Here is a 23,039-nt window from a genome sequence, read left to right on the forward strand (position 1 = left end):
AGCAGCAACTAGAAATAGTAAAGCACCAGATAAACCGCCAACAAAATTGCAACCCATACAACCATGGTTTCCGTTGGCCACAAGCGGGCGAAGTAACCTTTGGTTTTACCAGACTCCTTGTAGGTGGAGTTTTCTATTACATTTTTAATAGTACTTGCCCCAGTGGATACCAGAGACTGATACAAACCAAAAATGGGCACACCCAAGCGCATAATAAATGCGGGTACCAAGCGACGATAAATCCAATCCGCATCTAAGTTGGTGGAGGGCAATTCCGGTGGATACATATTGCGTAAATTCAACCACACGAACGCCAATGCAGAGAAGAACAGTAACTGCAATTGCGTGAGCACGTGCGTGACGTCATAAGGCTGATAGACGTATTCCCACGGCAATAACGCGTAAACGGTTTGCGCTGGGAAGGTACCGATCACTACACAGAGAATCGCAGCGATAGTCATCGCGAAGAGCATATTGCGCGGTGGCTCGGTGGTGCGAATACCGGAGTCGTGCGCGAAGAATGCGAAGTATGGAATCTTAATACCCGCGTGGTGGAATACACCGGCCGCTGCGAATAAGAGAAGCAACCACACAACGTCGTAGCCTTCTTTGATCGCTGCGCTCATGATCATCGATTTAGATACGAAGCCACTGAACAATGGGAACGCCGAAATCGAAGCCGCACCGACAATACACAGGATCGCGGTTTTAGGCATCGATTTATAAAGGCCGCCCAAATCCGAACCATTAATGCGACCCGTCATGTGCAAGACGGCACCCATGGTCATCATCAACAAGCCTTTAAAGATGACATCGTTAAAGGCGTGCGCAACGGCACCGTTGAGCGCGAGTGATGTTCCGATACCCACACCGACCACCATAAAACCGATCTGGTTGATCATACTGTAGGCCAGTACGCGACGCAGATCGTTTTCGATTACGGCAAAGAAGATCGGGAAACACGCCATGGTGACGCCGATCCATACCAAAATTTCTTCGCCGGGGAAGCCACGAGCAAAGGTATAGACCGCTACTTTAGTGGTGAAAGACGCGAGAAAAATTGTGCCTGTCGGCGTCGCTTCGGGATAGGCATCGGTTAACCAATTGTGCACAAAGGGGAATGCGCACTTAATACCAAACGCGAGGAACACAAGCCATGCACCAATGGCCGCAATACCTTCATGCTGCAAACCGATTTCGTTAAACAATAAGCTGCCCGTCACTTGCGCGAGAATAAGCAGCCCCGCTAGCAACATTACGCCCGAAAGCACTTGAATAATCAGGTAACGAATACCAGCGGAATAAGCGCGATCAGTTCGGCGTGCCCACACCAAAAATACTGAAGTTAACGCGAGCATTTCCCAGAATACGAATAGCGTTAGCATATCGCCGGCAAACACAGCACCTACCGCACTCGCGGCGTAACACAACGCAGCGACATGCTGCACGGTATCTTTCACATGTAGTGCGTAGAGAATGGCGATAAACGATGCAATATGAAACAGGTAGCCAAACATGATGCTGAGTTTGTCTACGCGCACAGGCTCAAGGGTATAACCCATAAACTCTAAGGTACCCCAGATGCCGCCATCACCCCAAAAGTTTGGATCGATACCCATCAGGTTCAATGCACCAGCAATAGGTGCTAACAACATGATGATATTACGCGGCCAGCCACGTAAGAGGATCGCCGCGAGGGCACCCAATAACAGCGGTACAAAGGGAGGAAGTAGCAAACTAGTCATCGTAGTAGTCTTCCCCACGCATTAGGACTTTGCGCATCTCTTTGGCGATCAGTACCAGAATGACACAGCCAACAAATCCGTAAATGGCGTAGAACGCCGGAATATTTTCCCAAGAGTGATAGATGTGGCGATGCACAATAAAATCGACAATAACCAAGCCAATGCAGATAACGTAAAACACCTTGAGAATTTTTTTGATGTTTTCAGGCTTATCAAAGAAGTCTTGCGGCTCATCTTGTTTGTTCATCTAGCCTCCTTCACCTGCACCGGTTGAGACACCGGGAATAAGATTAATTAAATCAACCAGTGGTTGAGGGAAGAAAAATAATGCTAAGCACCCAGCGCTGGTAACACCAATGGCAATCAAACACGGCAATGGTGCCTCTTTTGTTTGCGACCACGACCAAGTTTGCTGGTTATCAGCCGATACGGGGTTAAAAAATGCACGAATAGGGATAGGCAATAAGTAGGCAATATTAAGCAGCGAACTAATCATCAATACCGCGACAACAATCAATTTATCGCTTTCCAATGCGCCGATCGTTAAATACCACTTACTCCAGGTACCCGCCATAGGCGGTAGACCGATAATACTGATCGCACCGATTGCAAACGCCGCCATGGTTAACGGCATGGTTCTGCCTAAGCCAACCATCTCACTGATATTCTTCTTATGGCTGGCAACCATGATCGCGCCTGCACAGAAGAACAAGGTAATTTTGCCAAACGCATGCGTTGCGATATGCAATGCAGCACCGGCTGCAGCAACGGATGACGCAAGTAACGCACCCGCGACAATATAGCTGAGCTGGCTGACGGTTGAATACGCAAGTCGCGCTTTTAAATTATCCTTCGTCATGGCGATGCAAGACGAAATTAAAATAGTTGCCGTGGCGATATAGAGCATGATGTCGGTGGTGGGAATATCTTTTAGGCCATCGATACCAAAGATATAAATCGCGACTTTAAGAATACTGAACACACCGGCTTTAACCACGGCAACCGCGTGTAACAACGCACTGACCGGCGTAGGCGCAACCATCGCCGCAGGCAACCAGCGATGGAACGGCATCAGTGCCGCTTTACCAATGCCGTAGCAAAACAGCACCAATAGTGTACCCAAAATAATTGGGCTTTCGACATTCTGTAAAATACCGCCCGCTGTGAAATCGAGCGTACCAGCAACCGCCCAAGTACCCAGAACTGCAAGCAACAAGAAGGCAATCGAAGTACTTAGCAAAATACCTAAATAAACTCGGCCACCTTGTTTAGCTGCATCGTTACCCGCATGCGTCACTAGTGGATAGGTGGATAATGTGAGTACTTCATAAAATACAAACAGCGTTAATAAATTACCGGAAAAACAAATCGCCATCACCGACGCAATAGCCAGCGCAAAACAAAAGAAGAACCGTGTTTGATTCACTTCGTGATGGCCACGCATGTAGCCGATGGCATAGATACTGGTGATAATCCAAAGGAAGCTAGCGACCAGCGCAAATAGAACGCCAAGCGGCTCAACGTTAAACGCCAAGCCCAAGCCTGGGAATATTTCGACCCACACCGATTGCATAGCAACACCATTAAAGGTGTTGTCTGTAATCGCGAGCACAATGGTAAAAAGAATAAATGCCGTGGATAGCGTGATGGCTTCACGAACGTTAGGCGACTTACCTGCCATTAACAGACAGAAACCGCCGATCAACGGAAGAAAGATGGCTAACGCAATTAACTGAGACGGCTCGACGAAACCCCAGAGATTCATGGTGTCATCTCCGCTGTCTGTGTGTTGGCAAACAACCATTCCGCTGCACTGCTTGCAGCTTCTGTGGTAACAGAGGTATCAATGCCAAAATACAGATTGGCAATCACCAGCACCCACATAGGGATTAGCATAATGTACGGAACTTCTTTCACTTTGGCGGGATCAGTCGTTTCCGGTAATTTTTGGAAATACGCCGCTTCAAGAATTCTGCCGATATATACAACAGCCAATAATGAGCCCAGCAGAACAAGCACAGCCACTATCCAATTATTTTGTTCCAGCGCGGCACTGACTAAATACCACTTGCTGACAAAACCAACCGTCAAAGGCACCCCAATTATGCTTAATCCGGCCAACGTAAATGCCGCCATGGTTAATGGCATGTGTTTACCCAGGCCACGAAAATCCTTGATATCTACTGAACCTAAGCGATAAAACACAGCACCCACTGCCATAAACAGTGCGCCTTTCATGAGTGCGTGATTAAAAATATGAATGAGGCCAGCCATTAAACCCGCTGCACTGACTAAACTAATACCCAGCACCATGTAACCGATTTGCGCCACACTACTAAACGCCAGTACTGTTTTGACATTGTTTTGTAACGTTGCCATGTAAGAACATTTAAAGATCGCCACAATCGCCAGCACAACGAGAATTAAATCCATCGTCATTTCGTTGAACACATGATCCGCACCAAAGATGGTGAAGATAAAACGAATCATCACGTAGACGGCAACTTTTGTCGCGGTACTCGCTAGAAATGCAGTAACAGCTGAGGGGGCGTGCGTATAAGCTGGTGGTAACCACATGTGCAGCGGGAATAGCGCCAATTTAACGCCAACACCCACCATGATGAAAGCAAGCCCGGTATTAATAGTACGGCTGCTTTCTAGCTCTAAAATCCTCACAGACAAATCGAGCATGTTTAGGGTGCCGGTTTTCATGTACAACATGCCGACACCGATAAGAATAAAGGTCGCGCCAATCGTCCCCATGATTAGATAGCGAAAAGCGGCAGTAAGGCAGCGCCGATCAGACGCCAAGCTAACCAGGGTATACGTCGCAAGAGAGGAAATTTCGAGGAAAACAAACAGGTTGAAAGCATCACCTGTTACTAAAATACCTGATAAGCCTGCTAAACAAAGCAAGTGAGCCGTGTAAAAGAGTAGATGTTTATCGCTATCGATTTCCTTAGCAACACTTTCTTTTGCATAAATTAGTACCAGTGTTGATAGTGCCGTGATGGCAAGTAACACAAAAGCGTTGGCCGCATCGACGCGAAGCTCAATACCCCATGGAGGTAACCATCCGCCTACCGCATAACCCAGAGAGCCATCAGCAACTGTAACGACCAATAGTTGCCACGCAACGACGGTAGCGCACCCACTGACTAACGTGGCGATAAGCCAAGCGACATTCGCACGCCCAAACAAGAGCACAATCGGCGCAGCAATAAGCGGCAATAGTATGGGTAGCGCAGCTAGGTGTTGCGCAAGAAACTGTTGTTCAAGCATCAGATTGCATCATCACTGTTTTCAAACTCATTTTCTTCCACTGTGCCATAAGCACGCTTTATTCTAATAATGAGCGCCAAACCCACAGCCGTCGTCGCAACGCCAACCACGATGGCAGTAAGAATCAATACATGAGGAAGCGGGTTCGAATACACTTCCACACCCTCGACCACAATCGGCGCTGTACCTCCCGCCACTTTGCCCATGGAGATATACAGCATAAAAACCGAGGTTTGAAAAATGTTCAGCCCCGCTATTTTTTTTACTAGATTATTTGCGGAAATAACGATGTAAAAGCCTGCCATCATTAAAAAGACAACAATCCAATAGTTGTAGTAATCGACAATAAAACTCATTGCACGTTACTCCTCTCGGCTTGACTCGCAAAAGCGTAGAAAATGCTAAGCATTACCGCAAAGACCGTCACACCAACGCCAAGCTCGATAATAATAATGCCGTAGTGTTGGCCATGGAGAGGGTCGTGCGCAAGCCTATTGTAATCGAGGAAATTGCCACCTTTTAACATACTAACAAGCCCTACACTGGCGTAGAGCAACACACCCAGAGGCGCTAGAATCTGCAAAAATTTTGGACTAATGACACGCTGAGCAAGGGGCAAGCCAAACACTAATGCATAGAGAATCATAGCGGCTGCGGCTATCACACCCGCCTGAAAGCCTCCCCCAGGACCAAAGTCGCCGTGAAACTGTACATATAACGCAAACAAGATCACATAGGGAATCACCACCTTGGCAACCACATGCAATACACGATGGGATTGAAGCCCAGACTCAGGCGCCCCATCGTCTTCATTGCGACGAACACCCAACAGCGTGAGCACGCCAATCATCGCCGCAAAAACCACAACGGTTTCACCCAAGGTATCGAAGCCTCGATAACTGGCGAGAACCGATGTCACCATATTAGGCAAGCCAACTTCTTTTGGCGATTCTTCAATATAGCGGGGCGCAACGTGTTGATGAATTGGGTTTTCGGGGTTACCGAAGGGTGGCATATCCAAGGTGCCATAGACCAACGCGGCACCGGTAACCGTGACGACTAATAAAGGGAGTACAGAGGAATGTTTGCTTTCTTTTTCTTTGCGCCCGGTTAATGCCAGTGTGCCGAGCATTAATACAGTTGAAATTCCCGCGCCGACCGCTGCTTCGGTGAAAGCAACGTCCACCGCATCCAAGCTAACAAAGATCAACGCGGATACAAAACTGTATATGCTAAATAGCATAACAACGGCAAAGAGATCTTTTAGGAAGATCACTCGCAACGCAGTGATCGCTAGCATCCCCATTAACACCAGATCAATTAGCACTGCCATAGTTACGGGCTCTCTTTTTTCTGGTCGGCCTCTGGGATACTTAACAGCCCCCCATGACGAGCTGATTTAGCCAAAGCGTGGGAGGCGGTTGGACTGGTAATCATCAAGAAAAGCAGGATAAAAATGAGCTTTGCCGTGTTTAAATCAAACTGCGTTTGCAACAAAAGGCCTAACAGAATCAAAATCGAGGCTATTGAATCTGTCACACTAGCCGCATGAACACGAGTAAAGAAATCAGGGAATCGGAATAAGCCCACCGCACCTGTAAAGCCAAAAAACACGCCAGCGAGCAACAATATAGCGCTAAGAATATCCAAAACGAGCATGTCTTATCCTTAGTCTTTTAATTATTCCATGGGTGCGGTGTATTCGAAAAAGCGCAACACCGCGACCATACCAATGAAGTTAATGAGCGCGTACACAATGGCAATATCGAGGAAATCGGGACGCCCCATAAAAAACCCAACGGCAGCAATAAACAATACTGTTTTGGTACCAAACATGTTCACGCCCAGGATGCGATCGTAAACTGTGTCTGAATAAAATGCGCGAGCTAGTGCGATCGCCATTACCACTAAAATCGCAATGCAAACAGCTGCCAAAACACCAGTCATGTCTTAGACCCTAAAATAGTCGTGATTTTACTTTCCATGCTGCCCGTTTTTAGCTCGTCAATAGACTCTTTTTGCAAAGCATGAACCGTCACCTCACCGTCTTCTAAATCAACACTTAAGGTCCCGGGCGTTAGGGTAATTGAATTTGCATAGATCACCCGCTTTGTTTCTTCTGGAATACTAACGGGTATTTTTTCTAATGAAGGCGATAGCTTGCTGGTCGGAGCCCAAACCAGGCGAGTTACCTGCAGGCTCGACAAGACGATTTGCCAAATCAGCCATAGCGAATAGCGCACCATGCGATGGCCAGTGCCTATACGTTTAGGATCCCCATCAACCTTGTCCATCCGCGCTAGAAAAACTATAACAATCAACACAGACAACACACCAAACCCCAGCATGAGTGGCATGAAATAACCCGAAAGGAGTAGCCAAAACACAGCTAGAAGCAGCGCCCATTTGCCTAAGTGCATAAATTATTCCAATTTGCTATTCACCTGAGTATAGCAAAATTTAAAAGACAAGTTATAGGGGGGCTGAAGAGGCTTAGCACAAGATAACAGTAAGAGTGTCTCGCCATAGTCTACAGACTGATCAGAAAAAGCAGCAAGCAATGATAACTTGGCGTCGATTTGATCAGGTGCACTCCCTAAACGCTGAAATACACGAAGCCAAAACAGTTATCAAAGCAGACGCGCTTAGAATCAAGCGCTAGTAGTCAGCACACATCCCAAGAAACACCTCAAAGAAATGAATGCGTAAGGCACCGCTGTTGTAGAACACGTTACGCAACCCTAGGTTTTGAAGGGATTAACGAGCAACCTCCGCAACGGCTTGGGTGATATGACATCAGCCGATGTGACGCGAAGCGATCGCCCTCTAAACTTAACCACGCGAGCTCTATTTACAAATTACCCACCATAAAACGCGTAGAGCGCCTTATATAAGCCCAGGTTATCCGCCTACAACGCGGCCTGGGTCCACTGCACAATTTGCTTCGCCTGCATCGCGCCGGGCTGAGTAGCTATCGCTTTACCGTTTTTGAACAACATAAGCGTTGGGATACTCCGAATATTATAGCGCGCAGCTATGCCTTGCTCTGTTTCGGTATTCACCTTGAGCAATCGCACGTGAGGCTCTAATACCGAGGCAGCCTGCTTGAATTCCGGCGCCATCATTTTACAGGGGCCACACCAACTTGCCCAAAAATCTACCAGTACGGGGACATCCCCTTTATTTACCTGACGATCAAATTGCGCCTGATTAACGTCAAAAGGCACGCCCGTAAACAATGCCGATTTACATTTCCCACAGTTTGGCGCAGCGTTGAGTTTATCTTTCGACAAACGATTTATTGCTTGGCAATGCGGGCATACTGCATGCAGTTGAGTACTCATAACCAATTAACCTTGAAACATAGTGCCAACTAATATTGTGACTTTCGCAACAATTTTCAACCATGATTTACCATCAGAGCCACACTTGAAAGGTGTGCGAGATTTGCTGATTTATTCCGTGAAACAATATAATGCCCGGCGTAATACGTAGCAAAACAGTGAGCCAGATAGCATGTCGAACCGTAGCTCACTGAATCATGACCACCCAAAAGATGTAAACGATGACGAAAACCTTCGGCAATCCTAGCCATAGTAAAATTGCAGTGATTGGAGGCGGAGTAGCTGGCTCCACCATCGCACTGCGGCTAGCGGAGCTGGGCATCGATACAACACTGATTGAAAAAAGCGATAGCCTCGTGAGTGGCCCACCGATTTGTCATTTACACGCTGGAGGCAATTTATATCGCGAGATTTCCGACGAACAATGCGTAACGCTTTTGCGACAGTCCATCGATACGATGAAGGTCTATTCAGAATGCGTAAACCGACGTCCAACGGTGATAGCGCTACCCATTTGGGATTCACATTTAGCCAATGAGTTATTACCTCGACTCAAATTACTGCAAAGAGAATATCAGAAGCTGGTCGATCAAGATGCAGTCAATGCCATGCTGGGTCATCCTGACAATTACTACCGCTCTTATGACCGAGACACCCTTGAAACACTTGCGCAACAACCTACACCCAAAGCCCCCGTATCGGCTGACGACTGGATGATTCCCGTTGCCAAGCATCTCGACTTTTCGACAATACAGTTTCCGATTTATTTGGTCCAAGAGTATGGTTTGAGTGCTTTTCGTTTTTCAGCTGCTTGCCAGCTTGCCATGAACCAATTAAAACATTGCACACTGAAACTCAATCATCAGGTCATTTCGCTAACCAAAACACCCACAGCGGAAGCCGGCTGGGATATTTGTGTAGTCGATGCTGAACAAACCACTGAGACATTCCGGTTCGACTACGTGGTTAATGCGTGTGGTTTTCGTAGCGGCGAAATTGATGACATGCTCGATTTGAAACGCGAGCGATTTGTCGAGTTTAAATCGGCATATATCGCGAGATGGGCTAACTCAGAAGACTTCTGGCCGGAAATTATTTTTCACGGTGAGCGCGGCACACCACAAGGTATGGCACAATTAACACCCTATCCTAACGGATACTTTCAAATTCATGGGATGACAACCGCAATTACATTGTTTGACGATGGATTAGCAACAAGCGACAAAAGAAGTGCTCAACCCCAATTAGCGCCACATCATTTACACAAAATAGAATCTAACTGGGAGCCGAACGAAATCGCAACAAGAACACACGCCGCGATCTCACATGTCGCGCAATTCTTACCGCGTTTCAACAGTGCAACACTAGCCGGAAAACCTTTATTTGGCGCGCAACAAATACCAGGCAACGATCCCAGCTTACGCACCGCGAACATCTCCTTCAACTCCGATCACTATGCACGAGCCGAAATAGTAAAAGCCTCTTCTGCTTTAGCAGCAGCCGACGCAGTATTACAAGACCTTGTCGATAAAACCTTGGTGACGTCGGAGGGATCAGAGCTCACCACCAACCATCACTACTTCCCAGTTACAACGAGCAAGTTTTCGTCAAACGATATAACCGCATTAGCCACAAAAATAGCGCAGGACCGACAGTACCCATCAGCATTAGCGCAACCAATGTCAAATCACTCTGATAACAATGTCAGTAACGCTGAAAAGTCATTCACCACATAGTCTGGCTCATATTGACTAATAGGCACACCATAGTTGTAACCATAGCTTACCCCCACCGAAGGCATGCCTGCAGACTTCGCCGCCAAAATATCATTTTTTGAATCACCAACCATCACACACTGATGAACAGACAAATCAAAATGTCTTGCTGCAAACAATAATGGTTCTGGCTGCGGTTTTCGTTCAGGCAACGTATCGCTACCGATGATTAAATCAAACAGCCCGCTCAAACCCACGCCAGACAAAATAGGCTCAACAAATCGGTGTGGCTTATTGGTAATAATCGCCATTGCATACTGGCCATGGAGCGTACGAATTGTTTCTTTTACACAAGGGTAAAGCATCGTGTTTACACACATATTCTTTTCATAACACTGCGTAAAGACCGTGAGCGCATGGTTAAGCTCTGTTGGCGTAATACGTTTGTCTGGCGTCGCGCTCCCACTCAATGCTCTCGCAACCAACAACTCTGGACCATTACCCACCCAACTTCGAATATCATTTACGGAAAAGGCGGCTTTACCTAACACATCTAGCATGTTGTTAACCGCTAAGGCGAGATCAGGAACGCTATCAACCAACGTCCCATCAAAATCGAAAAAAAGAGCCTTTGTATTTTGAAATTGCATAGTTTGATTTAGATCCGATGTATTATTTAAGCAACGCATGATACCACTAGGCACTTTACAAGGGCGAGCATGTCCATCAGTATGGTTGACCCACGTATTTAGTCACAAGAGGAATCTAATGCACGTTGACTTCTGGCATGATAAATGGGCGAATAACGAAATTGGCTTTCACGAAGGCAAACCCAACGCGTTGCTGACCCAGCACCTGCCCCAATTACACTTAGCACCTAAAAATCGAATTTTTCTGCCTCTATGCGGAAAATCTATGGATATACTTTGGTTGCTAGCGGAAGGATATGAAGTTGTTGGTGTTGAGCTGAGCTCACTGGCGGTAGAACAACTGTTTGAAACATTAGAGATCGCACCGCAAACTGAAAGCGTCGGCAAATTTACGCGCTTCTACACAGAGGGATTAGATATATTTGTCGGCGACTTTTTTGATCTCGATGCAGGAATATTGGGCCAAGTAGATGCCATATATGACCGCGCAGCACTCGTCGCTCTCCCCCTCGAGATGCGCACTCGCTATGCAGCGCACCTAACCATGATCACTCATCAAGCTCCCCAGTTGATTATTTGTTTCACCTATGACCAATCGCAATTAGCTGGCCCGCCATTCTCTATTAGCGATAACGAACTACGTAAGCACTATGCTGATCACTACAGCCTCGAATTACTTGAAAGTATGCGCTTAGCAGGCGGGTTAAAAGGAAAATGTGATGCGGAAGAAAAAGCGTGGCTTTTAAAAACCTAGATACTGCAACTCGCTAGTAAAAAGCCTACATCACCGAGAAGAGGGCGGCGGCCTCGAAAGCCTTTGATTGATCCGATCGTTCAACAATTTTTGCTACTCATGATCAATATAGTCGATTACCGCTACTTGTCTTTCATCACACGCTTGACCATTTTACCAAACTGCTTGTCTTTTTCTCGCTTCTCAAGATAGGACATGTCATTGAATGCAGATTCTCTGTTAATTTTTAAATAATTGTTATAACGACTCACAGACAAGACACCATCGTCTATCGCTGCAATTACCGCGCACCCTTTTTCATTTGTGTGCGTACAATTTCTAAATTTACAGGCCTGCGTCAGTTCTACAATGTCAGCAAAAGTTTCCGCAATACCCTGCGATGAAGATATATTGCCCAATTCTCGCATACCCGGAGTATCAATGATGATTGCTCCGTTATCTAGCATGACCAGTTCACGACTGGTTGTTGTATGACGCCCCTTGCTATCTTTTACACTAACCGTCTTAGTGGCAAACAAGTCCTTACCCAGCAGCTCATTAATCAGCGTCGTTTTTCCAACACCCGACGAACCAAGAATACAATACGTCTTACCCGCCTCAAACAGCTGCTTAACCAGGTCTAAATTCTGACCTGTTTGACTACTGTAGTTGTGCAACGCCACATCAGGTGCTATGGCCTTTATTTTGGAGCACATGGACTCCAACTGATCAGTTGTGGCTAAGTCGCTTTTGCTAAGGAGAATAACCGGCGTGATGCCCGCCTCTCGAATCATGACCAGATAACGCTCAATCCTGCGCACGTTAAAGTTATAGTCTACCGACTGCACAATAAACGCCACATCGATATTTGCGCCAATCAATTGAACGTCAATTTGCTTGCCGGGCGTTTTTCGCTTTAACAAGGTTTCTCTCGGCACAACACCGTAGATAATCGCATGCGTGTCGTTGTCGTAGAAATCTGCATAGACCCAGTCGCCCGTGGTTGGAAGATCCGCGGGCCCTTCGGCTGTATAGAGCATCTTCCCGACCAGCTCGGCAAAAACATTACCAGTACCTTTAGAAATAAGAAAGCTTTCTTTATGCACAGAGGTTACACGCGCCAAGTCGTGCTTAGCAGTAATAGACTCATCTAGCTTTGCTTTGAGGGTGTCGCTTAAACCCAATTTTTCTAATTTATTCGGCATTCCTGCAGCTGAACTCATTGTCGGCCCTCTTTTAGACTTTTTTGACTCATGCTGGTGCAGAAATCCAATTGGTCGCTCATTACATAGGCCAATAAACACCTACTTCATTGTGTAAAACATGCCACTTCGTCGTTGCAGCATATTTGTTTTTCAGGTTGGCCCGTTTTGTGAATAGCTTTAACCACTACGCGGTTATTTGTAACGTTTAAGACAGCATATAAGAGGTTGCTATGTCAGAAATTCTGCAATTTCCTAATCTTACTAAAGAAAAGGCGTCAAATTTAGAGTCCATTATCGAAAATTCCTTGATTGCTATCCCCAAAGGGGATCGAGAAAAATTAAAGTTCGGACTAGTGAAAACCATCGACAGTTATAGTTCATTTTTTACCGAGTGGTCGTTGACCATTCCCGGTGATTGCAGCGAAACACTTGAAAAGGAAATTAATGAGATAGCCCAGCAAGAACACGACCGCAAAATGCTCTTGCTCACGGATATCATTAGACTGAAAGTTCATGCGCTCGTTACAGAGTATCAACAGCGCGCCCTTTAACCGGACGTTCCGCCATGTCGTACTGATCTATTTTTATTGAGCCAATTTTTCAAACAGCAAATTAACAAAGATTTGCGCCTTTAACGGCTGGTATTGTCGTGACGGTTGCAATACCCAAATAGCTCGCTCTCCGTGAGTCGCGGCAATAGATAGATTGTCGAACAACGATACAAGCCTACCCGATACCAAGTCATCACCTATCAACCAATCCGGCAATAGGGCAACCCCCATATTGGCTAACACACACTGGCGAACCGCCTCTGAATTCGTGATTAACGTTCTTCCCTGGACCGGTATTTCTATCGTCGCACCACTGACATTGTGAAAGTACCAATGCTGGTTACTACCTGCGCGCGGGAAAATAATACATTCATGTTTGCTTAAGTCTTCTGGTATTTCCGGGCGGCCATGCTGCTTGAGATAATCAGGACTAGCGCAGACATGGAAATTCATTGAGCAAAGCCTTCGACCAACGTAACTCGAATCCTCTAACGCTCCCAAACGTATCGCCACGTCTATTCGCTCTGCAATAAGGTCGAGGTATCCATCGCTAAGCAGTAGTTGAACCTCCAACTTGGGGTAGCGCTGCTGTAATTCCGGAAGTAATGGCACAAGATATCGCTGACCATACACAGGAGGTGCCGTTACCCTCAAGGTCCCTTGTGGCTCAGCGCTGACATCAACTGCCATCTGTTTCGCCGATTCCAGCTCATCCACCATGGGTGCGACACGCTGGTAATAGACATGCCCAGCATCAGTCGCTTCCAGTTTTCGAGGGCTGCGCTGAAAAAGGCGTATGCCTAATTCATCTTCCAGGCGACCAATACTGCGAGAGATGGAAGAGGGGGCAACGCGGCGAGCATCTGCCACCTGGGTGAAGCTGCGAAAACGCATCACCTCGACGAAAATTTTTAATGTTTCGATATCCATGATTGCATTATACGCAAAGCAATATTGCAAAATGCACTATTTATTGCACAAAACACACTAACTATTCTGAACCCCTCTGAAATCTCCATACCTAACCAAGAGGGTTCTACCATGCCAACACTATTACGGATCGACGCCAGTTCCCGTCTCGAAGGCTCACATAGCCGGGAAATGGGTGACCATTTTGTGACCCAGTGGCGTCAATCACACCCCAACTCAAAGGTCACGCTACGTGACCTGATTAATTCGCCTGTGCCACACATCAGCGACAACACCATTAACGGATTCTTCAGCCCCGAACCACTCGACGCGACGTTGCAACAGGCCACAGCACTTTCTGATGAGCTAATTCACGAGCTAAAGGAGGCTGATACCCTTTTAATTACAACACCAATGTACAACTTCTCTATTCCTTCTTCGTTAAAAGCATGGATCGACCAAGTATCTCGTGTGAACCACACATTTAGCTTTTCTGAAACGGGGTTTGCCGGCTTAATCAACCGCAAAGACGTGTACGTGATCACTTCAAGTGGCGCTGTTTTTTCTCAAGGTGATTTTAAAGCAATGGACTTTATGACTACTTACCTCGATGCCATGCTGTCCTTCCTAGGACTCGTCAATCCAACATTCTTAGCCATTGAAGGCTCCTCTGGTTTTGAAGAGGCTCTGGCACAAAGCAAACAATCCTGCATCAACGCGATCAATAATTATTGGAGTTAAGCAATGAAGACAATTGGCATACTTGGTACCGGCGCGATGGGCGAACGCATCGCGAAAAATTATTTGGCCGCAGGCTACACCGTTAATATTTGGAATCGTACACCTTCGCGATGCGAGTCATTAGTTACAGCAGGCGCACAAGCCCTATCGACACCACGCGAAGTAGCAGAGACATCTGACCATATCATTTCCGTTGTAAGAGATGATGAAGCATCGGCAAGTGTCTGGCTTGATCCAAAAGACGGCGCCATTAACGGGCATAAACCTAGCTCAATTGCAATAGAGTGCAGCACGACAAGTCTCACCTGGTGCCAGGAATTGCACTCAACGTTTAACAATCACGGTTTACAATTTGTAGACGCACCTATCGTCGGCTCGCGACCACAAGCGGAAAACAAGCAGTTAATTCATTTATTAGGCGGCGAACAAACTGCAGTTGAGCAGGCTAAAGAAATTTTGTCAGTCAGTGCCACGACGTTGTTAGCGACAGGGTCACAGGGTAGCGGGATGGCGATTAAACTTGCAGTCAATACGCTATTTGGCGTTCAAGTGGCAGCCTTCGGCGAAATGCTTGGACTTCTTTCCAAGGCCGGCGTCGATAAAGAAGATGCCATTGAGTCACTTGTGCAAGTGCCTGTGATTAGCCCCGCAGTAAAAGGTGCTGCAATGTTAACAGCCGCAGAAAACTACGCACCGTTGTTTCCTATTGATTTAGTGTATAAAGATTTTTCTTATACTCAAGCAGCGGCTCACTCTTTATCATGGCAAACGCCTATTACCAACGTGGCGAAAGACATATATGGGAGTGCAATTGAGCACAATTTGGGAAATGAAAACATCCATGCAATAACAAAAATATTCTTTGCGCGATGACCAGCACGCCCACTTCATTGTGGGCAATGAATTTTCACCCAAATCTCAAAAAATACCGAAAGCAACCAACCGACGACTAGCTAAAGTCGAGGTTAGTGGGCGACTACAGTATTTTTAGCCCCCGCCGGCATTTCACCGACAAACCAGATACTATCCTCAGGCGCCGATCTAATTCTTTTTAATGTCTTTATCGCAAGCAACAATAACACTGCTACACCGAGCATTGCCATCAAATCGATGGACACCGAATAGTCGGGGTAATTCCAACCAAAACCCGGCACGATCAGTGATAGCAAGCTAACCATCGGAATCATTGCGGTTGAAATTGCCGTCGCTACGAGCAAGTCAACTGACGCTTGCGCTACGCCGCGCCATAAAGACCAAAGGACTGACATAAAAAATACGGCATAGTAAATCGCCGTATGAAAACGCCCTACATCCTCAACGAAACTCGGCAAGACTTTAGCGGCTGCAATCGACAATGATATGCCCGCAACACACCCCAGACTCACTCCTACCGTCAACGCGCCCATGATACGTGTTGATTGCTTTTGATTAACTTGGGCCAGCGACATAGTTTTACGCTGCTTTTTCCGGCGTGTTTCCAACCACAGTAAATTGCCGGTATAGAATAATAGCGCACCCGCCAAACCTAAAACGAAATAGCTCCAGCGAATAGGGCTTCCACCGTAGGTTCCAAAATGCAGGGTAAAAAAACTGGTGATGGTAGCGCCCCACGCACTCTGCAAACCGGGTGTGTAATCAGATGCAACAATATCGCCCGTAAACGCATCCACACCCACAACGCCCCCATCCGGAGAGCGTGCACCATATCGCGGGTTGTCTCCAAAGATAAGTAACGCGGGCCCTGCCTGCGGTGACACTCGATAATTTATAAAGTTAGGCTGATACTCTGGCAGCTGCTGATGCAAACGTGCAACAATTTCAGCGGGTGTCAACGGTTTAATTTTCTCACCAACACTGCCGCTGCTCTGTCCAGGGTTAGGCGCTAAAAAGCTATTACCACCCTGAAACACTAGTTCTTCTTGGGCTCCATAAATTGGATCATGGAACGCAAAAATGACGGCCGTTAACGCCATAACCAAATGAAAGGGCAGGCTAAAGATTCCCAATAGATTGTGAAAATCCAGCCACATGCGTTTCAGATTTTTTCCTAAGCGAAATGCAAAAAGGTCCTGGACAAAGGTGGGTACTAATATAATAACACCAGAAATCAACGCAACACCGTACAACAAAGCAACGACTCCCATGATGGGCATCGCGATGTCATGATCCAGCAAAATACCGACTTGTCGATGCAAGTCATCAACAAGTTGCGGCAGCGGGGACACCACATCGCTCGCGACGACTAGATCGCCTCCTTCAGATAAGTTTGCATGCATTAGCACAGGGTGGTCGTGATCATGCGCATCTGGATCATGCACCTGCCAATTGATACGCGCAGGACGCCCAGCACTTGGTTTCAAAACCACTTGGTAACTCCGCGCTGCATCGGGATACTCTGCAATAACTCGCTCGACTAATTCAGGCGTTTTGTCTAAGGGCGTAAGCTCACCAAATACCGCAGGGGGTGATGCCCAACGCTGAAGAGGACCTTCAAACATGGTGATAGCACCGCCGTAGAACGCAATAAATAACGCTAAACCGCTGACGATGCCCACCCACGTGTGAACGTCTTTATACATTTTTATGATGTCGCTACGCATTATTTACCGCCTTACGTATGATGCAATTTTTTCGAAATCACTAGGGAATCAGCAACACGCCCCAGGCCACAAAGTTTAATAACGCAAACCCACCCCATGCCTGAAGACCTGAACGAAACATAAAACATGCGCTGAGGAACAGCAGCATTAGCGGTGCCGTCAACCACATTGCAAATTGATGCGGGATACTGAATGGCGTAGCGCCGCCCACTAAATAGCGCACTACCAATCCACCCAGAGCCAACGACAAGAGAAATCCGAGAACCAAACCTGCACTTGCCTTACCAAACCAGTCTTTACTGCTGTAGCGATACGCCTTCATTTTCTTATCCACCCACGCTTAGGCCAATTACCTTGTTTCTACGTTACTGTTTTTTACGTGATGCAATGTAAGCAAACAGAGCAGGAGCAATAGTCCACAATAAACTCAATAGGGTAACTTCGAAAAATACCGAAGTAGCCGCGCCGTAGAATTCATTGAGTAACATAAGAGCAACCCCCAATAACATCATGCCCACAAGCAGCGCCCAGCGGCGAGGAAGTTTTCGCGACGTCACCTGTTGATGAGAGCTCGCTAAATACATCAACGTCGCACCCAACATAATGGTAATCGAGATTGAAATAGCCAGAAAAATACTCATTAGGACCCTTTCACATTGGCACACTGCTACGATTTGTCGCAGCGTATTGCGACGAGATGTTTATTTGTTTTCGCCTTTACACATCTTGTTCTATTGCGTAATAAGCTAGCGACATAACGTAGTAACACTTCCCTGTGCCGCACACGAGACTAAATCGAAACAATAGTTTAAAACGCGTAGGTGACGGACACACCGCTTGTTCGGGGGTCGACAATTGATACGTAACCTTCAGGATAACGCGGACCAACGGGCTCTCGCGTTACGAGTGCATCTTCATCCGTTAGGTTATTCACATAGGCGGTAACGCTCCAATGCTCGGAATTAAAACCGGCCTGAAGACGGAATAAAGTGTAGTCTCCCGCGATACGTTCATCAGTATTTTGCAAATCACCAAAATACTCACCTACGTAGTTTCCTGAGACCACGACATTCCAGTATTCTGCAAACCAGAAACGAGCACCTAAGTTACCGGTAAGGTTTGGCGCTGAGTTAAGTTCATTTCCGTCCACGCCAGGATAGTTTGAGCCCGCATCTTTAATTTCTGACTCCAGTAGACCTAGCCCAACTGTAAACTCTGCCCAGGACGTCGGGTTAGCGATCAACGACAGCTCCGCACCATAGGTAGTGGTCTTATCCATATTTACGATGGTGCGATTAGAACTTAGCGCTTGATACCCGTCGTAGTCATTGTGGAACAAGTTCGCACTAAGATTTACCTTGCCGTTAGCTAATCGGCTACGAATACTTGCTTCGGTAGTGAGAACTTCTTCAGAGTCGTAGTAGTAATACAAGCCTGTTGAGAAAGCGACAGCGCCACCGGGAGCGCCATAACCTTTTCTTGCGCTCAACGCCACAGTGGTGTCTTCAACGATATCGTACTGTAGCACCAACTTGGGCAACGTCATCGTTTCACTATTCTTTAGCAGCGCACCATCTACATTAGGGAGATAAGTAAAGTTTCGCTCTTGCTCCTCCTTGGCAACGCGCGCACCGGTTATGATTTTAAATTGATCAGTTACTGCGAAAGTGACTTCACCATAGAGTGCCTGCGACTCGCTTTTGTCATCACCAAAATATTCAAAAGCATTTTCACTGAGAATATCTTGGTCACGTGTAAAATAGGCAAGCCCCACAAATCCGCTGACAACATTTTCTGCCTTACCGAAACGTAATTTCGCATCTATGGTTTGATTGTCTTCTTTAAACGATAGCTCTTGAACACTTTCATCTGAGTTGTATGATTCAAAGCCCCACAAATAATCCATATCAGCCACCAATACGTCGAATGCAACACTATCCGTAAACTGGTAATCGACTTTTACGCTGGCTATATCAGTGGTTGTATCGATGTCGCGATACATTAATTTTTCCCTACCTGACGCATCAGTACCTGTATATAAAATTCGCCCCACGTCACCTTGTTCATCGTTGGATGCATAGGTAAACAATGCCGTCATTTTGTCCGAAGGAGCCCACAAAAGTTTGCCGTTTAAACGCGTTGAGTCGATTTCATTCAAATCAAAGGTGGGCGGATGATCAACATAACCATCTGGATCTGAGATAGTCTCCGCATCCAATTTTTGTGCAGTTAAACGGAGTGCCAAGGTATCGGAAATAAGTGGAATATTCGCCATCACCGAAGTATCAATGTACTCGTCTTGATTACGATAGCCGACTCGCGCGGCCCCATCCCAATCAAAACTTGGGTCTTTGGTTTTGATATATACAGCACCGCCAATGCTGTTTCGCCCATTACTAGTTGATTGCGGGCCGCGCCATACTTCCACTTGCTGAACATCCCAAATGCCCGCATCGCCACTAAGATCCGCGACAAAAGGAATAGCCAGCCCATCAACTAGCGTCGTCACGCGAGCGTTCGCACCACCAGAAATTGAGTTAAATCCACCAGCGCCTCCATTACCCGATACACCGCGAATGTCGGGTACCTGGCCACTTAATGTCACCACATTAGGTACTTCCGCTATCACATCAGCAAAGGTGGGATAAATAGTCGAGTTGAGTACTTCTTCGTCGATCAGTGAAACAGACGATGCGGTATCTTGTAGTGAGCGCTCGGTTTTTTCACCAATCACGATAATCTCATCGAAACTTGTGGATTCTTGAGCGGCTACGCTAAAGCTACAAATCGATAATGCAGCTAGTGTCACGCCCGCCCCATTTAGTAAGTTAAACGACCGTAGCGGCCCTAATAATGTGTTCGGTTTCATTGGATCTACCTATAAACAATGTGGAGAGATACATCGGCTTTGGAAATTCATCCGCTCACGCCAGCAAGCCGCGAAAGAATTGTCATTCCCTGCACGCCTGCCTTTTGCAAGCCAAGCGCTGACCCCAAAAGCCAGCCCCAAGGAGAAGAGCTGGCGCCAAATACTTTCACGTCATTCTACATAAACGATAATCATTCGCAATAGCAAACTATAATCATTTGCGTAAATCATGATTTAAATCAGTTAGTCGACTTGCGACTCAGATCCTATGCAAGGTCTCCATCCTCCCGATATCTCGCCACCACAAAATAATTAGACTAAGTCAATTTTTCTTGCAATATATTTTGACTTAGTCTAACTTTGATACCATGAATAAACGTGAGCAAAACAAACAACGAGTACGGCAGCGCATTCTCTCTACCTGTGGATCGCTATTTCGCAAGTACGGTTTTGATGAAACTACGCTGCCGAGCATCCTCGAGGCTGCCGACATCAGTAGGCAAACATTCTTTAACTACTTCCCCAGTAAAGAGGCCGTGCTTCGCGAATTGGGCTTAATGTGGTTACGGCAACAGGCGCAAATACCGAGAGAAGGCGCTGCTAGAGCGCAGTCTTCTGGAATCATTGCCGGTATGCGGCGGGCTATTCAGGGGCAGCTACAGGCAATTGAAGGGGATATGGAGTTTATGCGGCTGGTGTTTACGCGTTCGGGATTGTTATCACCCAATCAGCTTTCAGTAAAAAACGATACGGAGCAGCGAGACCATACTCGTGCCGTGCTCCTCGCTGTAAGTTCTGTCTTTGAGAAAGCGCAATCAACGGGCGAAGTTGGTGCTCAACACGACCCAACCCAACTTTCAGAAATCTTGATTGGCACAATGCTAATGACGATTCGCTTATGGCTGCTCGATTACTGGGATCAAGAACAGTCTCTAGAGGAAAGAGGACTTCAGGCTTTCGACATCTTAATTCAGGGCGTCACACAAGGAAGCGAATAAACCAGTTGATGATTTAAGGATAGAGGGAAGAATATGACATTTGATTTCTCACTCATCCCCAATGCAACACTCTTTATTATGATGTTGGCTTTAGGTATGGGATTACGGGCCGAAGACTTTTTGCACCTTTCTAAAAAGCCTGTTGCCGTTGCAGCCGGGCTATTTGGACAATTCTTCTTACTGCCAACCTGCGCTTTGATAGTTATTTTATTATTTAATTTACCCGCTTATATTGCCGTAGGTTTTCTTCTTATTGCTGCTTGCCCCGGTGGCGCTGTGTCCAATATGTTCACCCGCTATGCGCACGGGGATGTCGCACTTTCCGTTTCACTAACCGCCTTTTCTAGTGTTATTTCTCCGCTGTCGGTACCACTCATTCTAGGACTATCCCTTAGCTATTGGCAGCTTGAACTTAGAACGATACAACTATCATTTAGTTCGATGTTTATTACATTATTACTCACTACAGCCTTACCGATCTTTATGGGTATGATTTGGCGATACCTCGCGACCAATTCGGCCATAAAATGGAGCGGACGACTACTTGCGGCATCAACAACCATACTAATGATCTTAATCATAGGGCTTGGGATTGGCACTGCAAAATCACAAGTAAATTTTCACACAATGTTTAGCCTTGTGCTGCCTGCTGCTTGCGCCTTTCTCGCGATGCTCGTTCTCAGCTTGTGGACGACGTGTAAAACACTCAAGTTAAGTCACGCCTCAAATCGAAGTGTGCTCATTGAAACCGTCATACAGAATATCAATCTATCACTGCTTGTTGTAATGAGCTTCCTCGAAGAACCTAGATATCTCGCACCGACACTCATTTATTTACCACTTATGCTGCTGTTTGCTTCAGGTGTGATTTTATTCCAAAAGGCTCAGCGGCTCTCCTCACGGGCAGGGGAGGCTCCATGAACTCGACAGGCAGTATTAATTTCGGAAATTGGATCCGAAAACGAGTTGTTTTTTACATGGGTACAGGGGCGCTATGCTTTCTCAGTGCGGGCACTGCGTTACAGCTCGTTGAATTAAAATGGGTAGGAGTTCCACTCTCTGTATTGGGATTTCTGCTTTCAATGTTTACTGTTTTTTTAGTCTATTTGTTCTGGCAATTTTCAAAAGGCGGGTATCAGCAAAAAATGTGGCAACAAACATTAGAGCATTGCCAGCCCAAGCCAGGTGATTGTGTATTAGATATAGGGACCGGAAATGGTGCAATAGCTATTCAACTCGCAATCCTCTATCCAAAAATCACAGTTCATGCTATAGACCTATGGGCGCCCGACTGGGAATATTCACAGGCTTCATGCGAGCTTAATGCGACGCTCTCAGGTGTGCGCGATCGCACACACTTCACACAAGCGAGTGCATCAAAACTGCCATATTCTAACAGCAAATTTGATTGGGTTGTTAGTCACTTTGTTTTCCACGAAGTAGGCGACATTGATGATAAAAAATTACTCATAGCTGAGGCATTGCGTGTATTAAAACCTGGCGGCAGGTTCGTTTTTCACGATATGTTTTTGAGCAACCGACATTACGGGAGCGAAAAAAACCTAGAAAATTACCTTAACGCTCTAGACATTGAGGCATTTGACCTCACAAATACGCTGAATGGTATCAATGCACCTATTCTACTTCGACAGAAAAAAGTATTTGGGTGTTGCGCCACTTTAACTGGAGAAAAATAG

General features: G+C 46.5%; 25 protein-coding genes. 8 read left to right on the forward strand and 17 right to left on the reverse strand.

Going from position 1 to position 23,039, the window contains the following annotated elements; genetic code table 11:
• Nucleotides 1-8 precede the first annotated feature (8 nt).
• The 10 genes from ACZ5NB_RS18400 to trxC all read right to left on the reverse strand — a co-directional run bounded on the left by ACZ5NB_RS18400 (nucleotide 9) and on the right by trxC (nucleotide 8,371).
• Nucleotides 9-1,745, reverse strand: coding sequence for a Na(+)/H(+) antiporter subunit D (locus ACZ5NB_RS18400; RefSeq protein ID WP_460234188.1), 1,737 nt, complete (start codon nucleotides 1,743-1,745; stop codon nucleotides 9-11).
• Nucleotides 1,738-1,992 carry a hypothetical protein gene (locus ACZ5NB_RS18405; RefSeq protein WP_460234189.1) on the reverse strand — a complete coding sequence of 85 codons (255 nt, stop codon included), beginning with the start codon at nucleotides 1,990-1,992 and terminating at the stop codon, nucleotides 1,738-1,740. The genes ACZ5NB_RS18400 and ACZ5NB_RS18405 overlap by 8 nt, the downstream gene beginning before the upstream one ends.
• Nucleotides 1,993-3,510 carry a proton-conducting transporter transmembrane domain-containing protein gene (locus ACZ5NB_RS18410; RefSeq protein WP_460234190.1) on the reverse strand — a complete coding sequence of 506 codons (1,518 nt, stop codon included), beginning with the start codon at nucleotides 3,508-3,510 and terminating at the stop codon, nucleotides 1,993-1,995.
• Nucleotides 3,507-5,027, reverse strand: coding sequence for a monovalent cation/H+ antiporter subunit D family protein (locus ACZ5NB_RS18415; protein WP_460234192.1), 1,521 nt, complete (start codon nucleotides 5,025-5,027; stop codon nucleotides 3,507-3,509). The genes ACZ5NB_RS18410 and ACZ5NB_RS18415 overlap by 4 nt, the downstream gene beginning before the upstream one ends.
• Entirely contained in the window at nucleotides 5,027-5,383 is a 357-nt protein-coding gene (locus ACZ5NB_RS18420) for a cation:proton antiporter subunit C (RefSeq protein ID WP_460234193.1), read from the reverse strand. The genes ACZ5NB_RS18415 and ACZ5NB_RS18420 overlap by 1 nt, the downstream gene beginning before the upstream one ends.
• Nucleotides 5,380-6,360, reverse strand: coding sequence for a DUF4040 domain-containing protein (locus ACZ5NB_RS18425; RefSeq protein WP_460234195.1), 981 nt, complete (start codon nucleotides 6,358-6,360; stop codon nucleotides 5,380-5,382). The genes ACZ5NB_RS18420 and ACZ5NB_RS18425 overlap by 4 nt, the downstream gene beginning before the upstream one ends.
• Before the next feature lie 2 nt (nucleotides 6,361-6,362).
• Complete coding sequence (gene mnhG, locus ACZ5NB_RS18430) at nucleotides 6,363-6,686, reverse strand: monovalent cation/H(+) antiporter subunit G (RefSeq protein WP_460234196.1); 324 nt, start codon at nucleotides 6,684-6,686, stop codon at nucleotides 6,363-6,365.
• Between the two features lie 21 nt (nucleotides 6,687-6,707).
• A complete protein-coding gene (locus ACZ5NB_RS18435; protein ID WP_460234197.1) occupies nucleotides 6,708-6,974 on the reverse strand; it encodes an MrpF/PhaF family protein in 267 nt (88 codons plus the stop codon).
• Nucleotides 6,971-7,447, reverse strand: a complete 477-nt coding sequence (locus ACZ5NB_RS18440) for a Na+/H+ antiporter subunit E (RefSeq protein WP_464107709.1) — start codon at nucleotides 7,445-7,447, stop codon at nucleotides 6,971-6,973. Before ACZ5NB_RS18440 ends, ACZ5NB_RS18435 begins: the two co-directional genes overlap by 4 nt.
• Before the next feature lie 489 nt (nucleotides 7,448-7,936).
• Nucleotides 7,937-8,371, reverse strand: a complete 435-nt coding sequence (trxC, locus tag ACZ5NB_RS18445; protein ID WP_464107710.1) for a thioredoxin TrxC — start codon at nucleotides 8,369-8,371, stop codon at nucleotides 7,937-7,939.
• A 221-nt stretch (nucleotides 8,372-8,592) separates the two neighbouring features.
• Here trxC and ACZ5NB_RS18450 point away from each other — a divergent pair, with 221 nt between their 5' ends.
• On the forward strand, nucleotides 8,593-10,107 hold the full coding sequence (locus tag ACZ5NB_RS18450) for an FAD-dependent oxidoreductase (protein ID WP_464107711.1): 1,515 nt from the start codon (nucleotides 8,593-8,595) through the stop codon (nucleotides 10,105-10,107).
• Here the strand turns inward: ACZ5NB_RS18450 and ACZ5NB_RS18455 are convergent.
• The gene (locus ACZ5NB_RS18455) at nucleotides 10,059-10,775 is read right to left on the reverse strand and encodes a phosphoglycolate phosphatase (protein ID WP_464107712.1); all 717 of its coding nucleotides are present in this window, start codon (nucleotides 10,773-10,775) and stop codon (nucleotides 10,059-10,061) included. The genes ACZ5NB_RS18450 and ACZ5NB_RS18455 overlap by 49 nt on opposite strands.
• A 79-nt stretch (nucleotides 10,776-10,854) precedes the next feature.
• Between ACZ5NB_RS18455 and tmpT the strand changes: the two genes are divergently transcribed.
• Entirely contained in the window at nucleotides 10,855-11,490 is a 636-nt protein-coding gene (gene tmpT, locus ACZ5NB_RS18460) for a thiopurine S-methyltransferase (protein WP_464107713.1), read from the forward strand.
• Nucleotides 11,491-11,612: 122 nt separating this feature from the next.
• Here tmpT and rsgA read toward each other — a convergent pair whose 3' ends face one another.
• A complete protein-coding gene (rsgA, locus tag ACZ5NB_RS18465; RefSeq protein WP_464107714.1) occupies nucleotides 11,613-12,692 on the reverse strand; it encodes a ribosome small subunit-dependent GTPase A in 1,080 nt (359 codons plus the stop codon).
• 212 nt (nucleotides 12,693-12,904) lie between these two features.
• Between rsgA and ACZ5NB_RS18470 the strand changes: the two genes are divergently transcribed.
• Complete coding sequence (locus ACZ5NB_RS18470; RefSeq protein ID WP_460234206.1) at nucleotides 12,905-13,225, forward strand: hypothetical protein; 321 nt, start codon at nucleotides 12,905-12,907, stop codon at nucleotides 13,223-13,225.
• A 33-nt stretch (nucleotides 13,226-13,258) separates the two neighbouring features.
• Here the strand turns inward: ACZ5NB_RS18470 and ACZ5NB_RS18475 are convergent, their stop codons facing one another.
• Complete coding sequence (locus tag ACZ5NB_RS18475) at nucleotides 13,259-14,155, reverse strand: LysR family transcriptional regulator (RefSeq protein ID WP_460234207.1); 897 nt, start codon at nucleotides 14,153-14,155, stop codon at nucleotides 13,259-13,261.
• 111 nt (nucleotides 14,156-14,266) lie between these two features.
• Between ACZ5NB_RS18475 and ACZ5NB_RS18480 the strand changes: the two genes are divergently transcribed.
• Nucleotides 14,267-14,875 carry an FMN-dependent NADH-azoreductase gene (locus ACZ5NB_RS18480; RefSeq protein WP_460234208.1) on the forward strand — a complete coding sequence of 203 codons (609 nt, stop codon included), beginning with the start codon at nucleotides 14,267-14,269 and terminating at the stop codon, nucleotides 14,873-14,875.
• A gap of 3 nt (nucleotides 14,876-14,878) precedes the next feature.
• Nucleotides 14,879-15,748 (forward strand): NAD(P)-dependent oxidoreductase, encoded by an 870-nt coding sequence (locus ACZ5NB_RS18485; RefSeq protein WP_460234209.1) that lies wholly within the window; start codon nucleotides 14,879-14,881, stop codon nucleotides 15,746-15,748.
• Nucleotides 15,749-15,840: 92 nt separating this feature from the next.
• On the opposite strand, the gene ACZ5NB_RS18490 is transcribed toward ACZ5NB_RS18485, so the two are convergent.
• The 4 genes from ACZ5NB_RS18490 to ACZ5NB_RS18505 all read right to left on the reverse strand — a co-directional run bounded on the left by ACZ5NB_RS18490 (nucleotide 15,841) and on the right by ACZ5NB_RS18505 (nucleotide 20,344).
• The gene (locus tag ACZ5NB_RS18490; protein WP_460234210.1) at nucleotides 15,841-17,475 is read right to left on the reverse strand and encodes a PepSY-associated TM helix domain-containing protein; all 1,635 of its coding nucleotides are present in this window, start codon (nucleotides 17,473-17,475) and stop codon (nucleotides 15,841-15,843) included.
• 40 nt (nucleotides 17,476-17,515) lie between these two features.
• Nucleotides 17,516-17,797: a hypothetical protein gene (locus ACZ5NB_RS18495; RefSeq protein ID WP_460234211.1), complete on the reverse strand. Its 282-nt coding sequence runs from the start codon at nucleotides 17,795-17,797 to the stop codon at nucleotides 17,516-17,518.
• Between the two features lie 43 nt (nucleotides 17,798-17,840).
• Nucleotides 17,841-18,116, reverse strand: a complete 276-nt coding sequence (locus ACZ5NB_RS18500) for a hypothetical protein (protein ID WP_460234212.1) — start codon at nucleotides 18,114-18,116, stop codon at nucleotides 17,841-17,843.
• A gap of 167 nt (nucleotides 18,117-18,283) precedes the next feature.
• A complete protein-coding gene (locus ACZ5NB_RS18505) occupies nucleotides 18,284-20,344 on the reverse strand; it encodes a TonB-dependent receptor (RefSeq protein WP_460234214.1) in 2,061 nt (686 codons plus the stop codon).
• Between the two features lie 368 nt (nucleotides 20,345-20,712).
• Here ACZ5NB_RS18505 and ACZ5NB_RS18510 point away from each other — a divergent pair, with 368 nt between their 5' ends.
• From ACZ5NB_RS18510 to ACZ5NB_RS18520, 3 genes are read left to right on the forward strand one after another with little or no spacing between them, the layout of a single operon-like run.
• Nucleotides 20,713-21,342 (forward strand): TetR/AcrR family transcriptional regulator, encoded by a 630-nt coding sequence (locus tag ACZ5NB_RS18510; RefSeq protein WP_460234215.1) that lies wholly within the window; start codon nucleotides 20,713-20,715, stop codon nucleotides 21,340-21,342.
• Between the two features lie 33 nt (nucleotides 21,343-21,375).
• Nucleotides 21,376-22,263, forward strand: coding sequence for a bile acid:sodium symporter family protein (locus ACZ5NB_RS18515; RefSeq protein ID WP_460234216.1), 888 nt, complete (start codon nucleotides 21,376-21,378; stop codon nucleotides 22,261-22,263).
• A complete protein-coding gene (locus tag ACZ5NB_RS18520) occupies nucleotides 22,260-23,039 on the forward strand; it encodes a class I SAM-dependent methyltransferase (protein WP_460234217.1) in 780 nt (259 codons plus the stop codon). The genes ACZ5NB_RS18515 and ACZ5NB_RS18520 overlap by 4 nt, the downstream gene beginning before the upstream one ends.

The sequence above is a fragment of the Aurantivibrio plasticivorans genome (assembly GCF_055392955.1).